Origin of the sequence: Streptomyces sp. DvalAA-14 (assembly GCF_900091855.1) — a bacterium.
Taxonomy (GTDB): Bacteria; Actinomycetota; Actinomycetes; order Streptomycetales; family Streptomycetaceae; genus Actinacidiphila.
Map to the genome: position 1 here is coordinate 1 of NZ_FMCH01000322.1, position 5,997 is coordinate 5,997.

General features: G+C 73.7%; 3 protein-coding genes and 1 pseudogene. 2 read left to right on the forward strand and 2 right to left on the reverse strand.

What is annotated here, in order from left to right:
* A pseudogene (locus GA0115240_RS16105) lies at positions 1-666 on the reverse strand (HEAT repeat domain-containing protein); the annotation flags it as partial.
* 405 nt (positions 667-1,071) lie between these two features.
* Here GA0115240_RS16105 and GA0115240_RS16110 point away from each other — a divergent pair.
* Positions 1,072-2,529, forward strand: a complete 1,458-nt coding sequence (locus GA0115240_RS16110) for a PP2C family protein-serine/threonine phosphatase (RefSeq protein ID WP_093737362.1) — start codon at positions 1,072-1,074, stop codon at positions 2,527-2,529.
* Positions 2,530-2,718: 189 nt separating this feature from the next.
* Here the strand turns inward: GA0115240_RS16110 and GA0115240_RS16115 are convergent, their stop codons facing one another.
* On the reverse strand, positions 2,719-4,239 hold the full coding sequence (locus GA0115240_RS16115; RefSeq protein ID WP_093737363.1) for a DNA-binding protein NsdB: 1,521 nt from the start codon (positions 4,237-4,239) through the stop codon (positions 2,719-2,721).
* Between the two features lie 339 nt (positions 4,240-4,578).
* Between GA0115240_RS16115 and GA0115240_RS16120 the strand changes: the two genes are divergently transcribed.
* A complete protein-coding gene (locus GA0115240_RS16120) occupies positions 4,579-5,661 on the forward strand; it encodes an aminoglycoside phosphotransferase family protein (RefSeq protein ID WP_093737364.1) in 1,083 nt (360 codons plus the stop codon).
* The last annotated feature ends 336 nt before the right edge of the window (positions 5,662-5,997 follow it).

Consider the following 5,997-nt stretch of genomic DNA (forward strand, 5'->3'; position numbering starts at 1 on the left):
GTCCAGGACGGCGGCCACACTCCAGCCGGGGGTGGGCCCGGCGGGGCGCAACTGGCGCTGCCACCGGTCGAAGGACGCCTGTTCCTCGGCGTGGCGTACCCGCCGGGCGGTGTCGGGATGGGCGCCGTCCTCGGCCCACAGCTGCCAGGGCCGCGGCTCGTAGGCCTCGCGCAGGGCGCGGGCGAGTCCGGCCTCGCCTTCGGGGGTGTGCGGGAAGCGGGCCACCACGGCCGGGCCGAGGGCGCGCAGGGCGGCCTCGTCGTCGCGGACGGCGAGTTCGTCCAGGGCCCATTCCCAGCAGCCGCCGGACGCGGCGTAGCGGCGCAGCAGCCGCAGGGCGTCGCGGCGGCCGTATCCGGCCAGGTGCCCGAGCACGGACAGGGCCAGCCCGCAGCGGTGCTCGTCGGGCGCGACGACGTCGTCGGGCTGGAAGAGGTGCTGTTCGATCCCGTCGAGCGGGCCTTCCAGGTCGGAGTACAGGCGCGCGTAGTACAAGGAGCGCGACTCGACCCGCCAGTCCAGGCGGGGGTCGCGCAGCACGCACTCCTCCAGGGCGGCGAGGGCCTCCGCCCGCGGCGCCGCCAGGGCGTGCAGAGGCCCGTCTCCGCGTCCTCTCTGCAGGAGGCCGAGAAGGGTGCCGCTGGGCGCTATGTCTGGGTCGAACATGAGGTCAGCATCCGGTGCGGGGGGAATCATGGCAACGGGATTTCCGCTGCCAGTGCCCGGCATCCTTACCTGGGGCCGCGCGTTCCATACCTGGCGGTAGCAAGGATTCCGTGGGGACGGGCGGCGGAAGCCTACCGAGTCCCGCGCGGCGATGTCGCTTCCGCGCGGTGGCCGCGGGCCCGCGCGGCGGCCGACGGGTGGCCGGCGGACGGTCGGCGGGTGGCCGACGGGTGGTGCGGGGGTGGCCGGAAACACTGTGGGCTTTTGGCACATGCCAGCAGCACCACCGGATCGGGTATAGCGGAAACCCTTACGGGCCATCGCTCGCTGTGCAACAGTCGTTACCGGTCCTTTCCGTCCGCCCGGCCGCCAAGCGCCCGCCAGCTGACTCGTTCGGAGTGCGTCATGCCGTCCCCCACGCACGCGGATCACACCGCAGCGCAGCCACCGGACTCCGGAGCGGTGGACGCGCTCATCTCCCAGGCGCGCCTGCTGCGCACCCGGGTGGACGCGGTGCTGCGGGACACCGCCGTCGCCACCGAGGACCCCCAGCTGCGCTGGCAGCGCGCGCTGTGCGATCTGGCCGTCCACCAGCTCGACGATCTCGGCACCCATCTGGGCCAGCTCAAGGACGGCTTCGAGCCGGGCGGTCCCGCTGACGGCGGCCTGCCGGAGGACGGCCCGGCCCGGGCCCCGCTGCCCGACTCGGGCACGATCGGCGCGCTCGGCCGGGCCGGCAGCGCCGAATGGGACCTGCTCACCGACGCGGCGCAGTGGTCCGACGAGCTCTACCGCATCTTCGGGCGCTCCACCGAGGAGGGTCCGCTGACCTTGGACGAGCTGCCGGCCTGGCTCTTCTCCGAGGACCAGCAGCTGCTGACCGGGATGGTCACCGGCTGCCTGGTCGACGGACTGCCGATCGACGGCGAGTTCCGTATCGTGCGGGCGGACGGCGCGGTGCGCACGGTGCACATGGTCGGCGAGCCGGTGCTCGGCGCCGACGGCGCCACCGTGGCCATGTGGGCGGTGATCCGCGATGTCAGCGATCTGCGCCGCAGCCAGCGCACCCTGCGCGAGACCCGCGAGTCCCTGGAACGCCAGCGCCGGATCGCGCAGAGCGAGCGCAGGATGGCGGTGGAGCTGCAGGAGGCCGTCCTGCCGCCGTGGCGCGGCACCTTGAGGTTTCCGCAGGACGGTGGCCCGATCACGATGGACCTCGCCGCGCACTACCTGCCGTCCGCCACCAGTGGGCTGATCGGCGGGGACTGGTACGACGCGATGCAGCTGCCGGACGGCTCGTCCTTACTCACCGTGGGCGATCTGACCGGCCACGGCGTCGCCGCCACCTCGGGCATGGCGATGCTGCTCGGGGCGCTGCGCGGGATGGCCGTCGCCGGCCTCCAGCCCGGTCCGCTGATGGGCTGGCTCAACGAACTGCTGGACACCTCGCCGCAGCCCGCGCTGGGCAGCGCCCTGTGCTGCCGTTACGAGCCGGGCTCCCGGCTGCTGCACTGGTCGCAGGCCGGCCACCCCGCCCCGCTGCTGTTCCGCGACGGGGCGGGGCGGGTGCTGGACCCGCCGGACGGCGTTCTGCTCGGCGCGACCTCCGGCGCCAGCTACGGGCAGGCCAGCGAGCAGCTGGTGTCCGGCGATCTGCTGCTGCTGCACACCGAGGGCCTGGTGCCGCGCCGCAGCGCCGCCGCCGCGGCGGGCACCCACAGCGGTGCCGACCGTCTGCTGACGATGGCACCGCTGTTCGCCGGCACGCGGTCCGCACAGGACTGCGTACGGCTGGTGGCCGAGGAGTTCGGCGTCTGCGAGCGCGAGGACGACGCCTGTGTCCTGGTGGCCAGGATCGCCTGAGCGCACCCGCGGCCCCTGCCGCGCGGGTACGCGCGGGAGCGGAGCGACGAGGAGCCCGGGGGTCCGTGATCCACGGGTACTGCGGCGGCGTGTCCGACCGCCGTGCGGTTCCGGCCCGTTCGGCGTCAGGCCGGTGCGAGAACCGGATCGGTCAGGGATCCGCTCTGAGGTCGGCCGTCGGGGCCCCGGTCATATGGACATCCGGCCACCGCCCGCGTCCGGCCCGGCATGGGCGGCCGTCCCCTTGGCGCCGCTTCTGGCCTTCCCGCGCGGCATCATGGCCTCGATCTCCTGCCGCAGGTCCTGGATCCGGCGGTGGCCGGCGTACCGCTCGCTGAGCTGGTACGTCGCGTACAACCGGTCCCAGGTGCGGTGCGAGGAGGTCTGGCCGATCAGCCGCAGGGCGTGCCGGGCGTGCGCGTCGGCCTGTTCGGGGTCGCCGGAGATGAAGCAGGCCGCGGACAGCGACAGGAAGTCGAAGATCGTCGAGCGCTCGTGGCCGCCGGTGCGCAGCGCGATCGCCCGGTTGGCATGGATCTGCGCCTGCACCGCCGCCGACGGCTCGAAGTCGGCGAGGGTGCGGAAGGCCAGTGCCTGCATCCCGTGCAGATCGGCTTCGTCGAAGTTCTGCATCCAGCTCGGCGGCGGCGTGTCGCTCCGGTCGGAGACGAACAGGTGCTCGGCCTGGCCGAGCGTGCGCCGCACCTCCTGGCCGCGGCCCATGGCCGCCTGCGCCCAGGCCTCGATGGTCTCCAGCATGGCCAGCGTCCTGGGCGGGGCCCCGCTGCCGCTGCCGCTCTTGGCGAGCTTCATCAGATCGAGCGCCTCTTCGGGCCGGTTCAGGTGCACCATCTGACGGGCCGCCCTGGACAGCGCCTCGCCGGCCCGCGGCCGGTCGCCGCCCTCCCGGGCGGCGTGCGCGGCGAGCACGAAGTACTTCTGGGCGGTGCGTTCCAGGCCCACGTCGTGCGACATCCACCCGGCCAGCACGGCCAGGTTGGCGGCCACCCCCCACAACCGGGCCTGCAGGTGCGGCGGGTGGCGGTAGGAGAGCATGCCGCCCACTTCGTTGAGCTGGCCCACCACCGCCTTGCGCTGCAGGCCGCCGCCGCGGGAGGCGTCCCAGGCCCGGAACACCTCGACGGAGCGTTCCAGGGATTCGATCTCCTGGGAGCCGACGGGAGCCGCCTCGTAGCGGTCGTGGTCCGCCGGGTCGGCGTGCAGGGGGTCGTCGGAATCGGGGGCGTCGGCCGCGAGGGCCGGATCGGTGTGCAGCCAGTCGTACATGGCCGCGCTGAGTACGGAGCCGGAGGCGAGCGCGGCGCCCGCGCCCACCAGACCGCGTCGGTTGAGCATGAGGTCCATTCCCGTGAATTCGGTGAGGACCTCGGCGGTGCGGACCGATTGCGACAACGGGAGGCCGTCTCCGGTCTGTCTCTTTCCCGTCTGCCGATGCCGGTCGAACCCGAGATCCTCGATGGTCACGACACGGCCGAGACGCTCGGTGAACAGTGCGGCCAGTACCTTCGGCACGGGGTCGCGCGGCGACTCACCGGTGTCGATCCAGCGGCGCACCCGCGAGGTGTCGGTCGCCAGCTGCGGGTGGCCCATGGCCGCCGCCTGCCGGTTGACCAGCCGTGCGAGTTCGCCCTTGGACCAGCCGGTGAGGCCGAACAGGTCCGCGAGTCGGGTATTGGCTTCGCTGTCCACGTCAAGCCCCCAGGTTCCTCGGCACAGTTGACAGTATTCCCGGCGCCATTCGCGCCGCGACTATTCGCCAGGGTTCGCCAGGGTCCGCCAGATGGTCTGCCACCCGCGGCCGGGTGTCAGGTAGGAACGCGCCACCCCGCCCGGCAACTGCCGGGCGCCGGCCGGTCCTTCACGGGGCCGGCCCGGGGAGGGTACGGCGCGAGGACGGCCGTTTCTGCCGGCCGGGTCCGCATTCCCCAGGGTGCGGCGCCCGGCCGGCGGGCACGGACCGGCCCCGCGGCGTGACCGCCGCGGTGGCGACCCGAACTCGTAGGCACGCGAAGGGAACTGCTCCCCGTCATGTATTCGGCATCGTCCTCCGTGTCCGCCCCGCCCCGACCCGTCTATCCGTCGGCCGTCGAGCCGGGGCTCAGACCCCGGCAGGTCACCGCGATCCGGCGCGGCCCGGCGGCCGCCTCCCATCCGCTCAGCGGGAGAATCGACTTGACCGGCCCGCAGGGCTCCCAGCTGCGCAACGCGGTCGCCGCGGTGCAGCGCATCTGTCCCGAGTTCACCCCGGTCCAGTTACTGCGCCGCGGCGCCCGTACCGCGCTGCTGATCGGCAGCTCCGGGCGCGCCCCGGCGGTCGCCAAGTGCCTGCTCGACCACTCCCCCACCTGGGCGGAGCGTTTCCGCCACGAGATAGCCGCATACCGCACCTTCGTCCGGCACCGGCCGCCGGTGCGGGCGCCGCGGCTGATCGCCGCCGACCCCGACAGCTGCGTCCTGGTGATGGAGCGGATGCCCGGGCGGGTGGTGTCCCCGCAGCGCCACCCCTCGCACCCGCCGAGCCGCGGCGACGTACGAGCCGCCCTGTCGGCGTATTCGCGGATCAACCTGTGGCGTCCGCCGGCCGGTTCCTTCGACGCGCCGATCGACTACCCGGCACGGATCAACCGCTACCACGAGCTCGGGCTGCTGACCGACCGGGACATGGGCGATCTGCACAAGCTGCTGCACGGACTGACGCACGCCCAGGGGCAGTTCTGCCACGGCGACGCGCTGCTGTCCAATGTGCTGCTGTCCCCGGCGGGCCCCTCGCTGGTCGACTGGGAGCACGCCGGCTGGTATCTGCCGGGCTACGACCTGGCGGTGCTGTGGACCGTGCTCGGCGACGATCTGGCGGCGCGGCGGCAGATCAGCAAGCAGGCCCAGGAGGCGGGCCCGGCCGCGCGGGACGCCTTCCTGGTGAATTTGATGCTGGTGCTGACCCGGGAGATCCGCACCTACGAACTGGCCGTGCAGCGCACCATGCGGGCGCCCGGTCCGGTGGCGCCGGGCTCGGCCGAGGCCGGCGAGGAGCAGCGGCTGCTGCTGCGGCGGCTGCACGACGACTGCGGGATGGCGCGGGGCGCGGTCAGAGCGGCGGTGGGGACCCGCTGAGCCGGGGCCGGTGAATCGTCACTGCACCAACGGACGGGTCCGCACCCCGGGGCACGGACCCGGCGGCCCCGCCGCCCGACCCGCCCGCCGCGGCCGTCCGGCGCGGTCACCGGTACCAGCGGCCCGCCGACAGATGGCGTACGCGCGGCGCGCCCGCCCCATCCGCCCCACAGGTCCACACCACTGACGCCGGGCAGGTCGGCGCCCCGGAGCCGGGACATATCCCCTGAAGCACCGCTGACGTGCCACGTCGAGCCCGGGCGCGGCTGCTTGACGGACGGTTGACGGACGTTCCGTCAGCGGATACCTCTGTGATGCCTGTTCGACCGGTATCCC

Excerpts from the sequence above, each read along its gene's own strand:
- GA0115240_RS16110 (WP_093737362.1), top strand. The coding sequence starts at position 1,072 with ATGCCGTCCCCCACGCACGCGGATCACACCGCAGCGCAGCCACCGGAC.
- GA0115240_RS16120 (WP_093737364.1), top strand. The coding sequence starts at position 4,579 with ATGTATTCGGCATCGTCCTCCGTGTCCGCCCCGCCCCGACCCGTCTAT.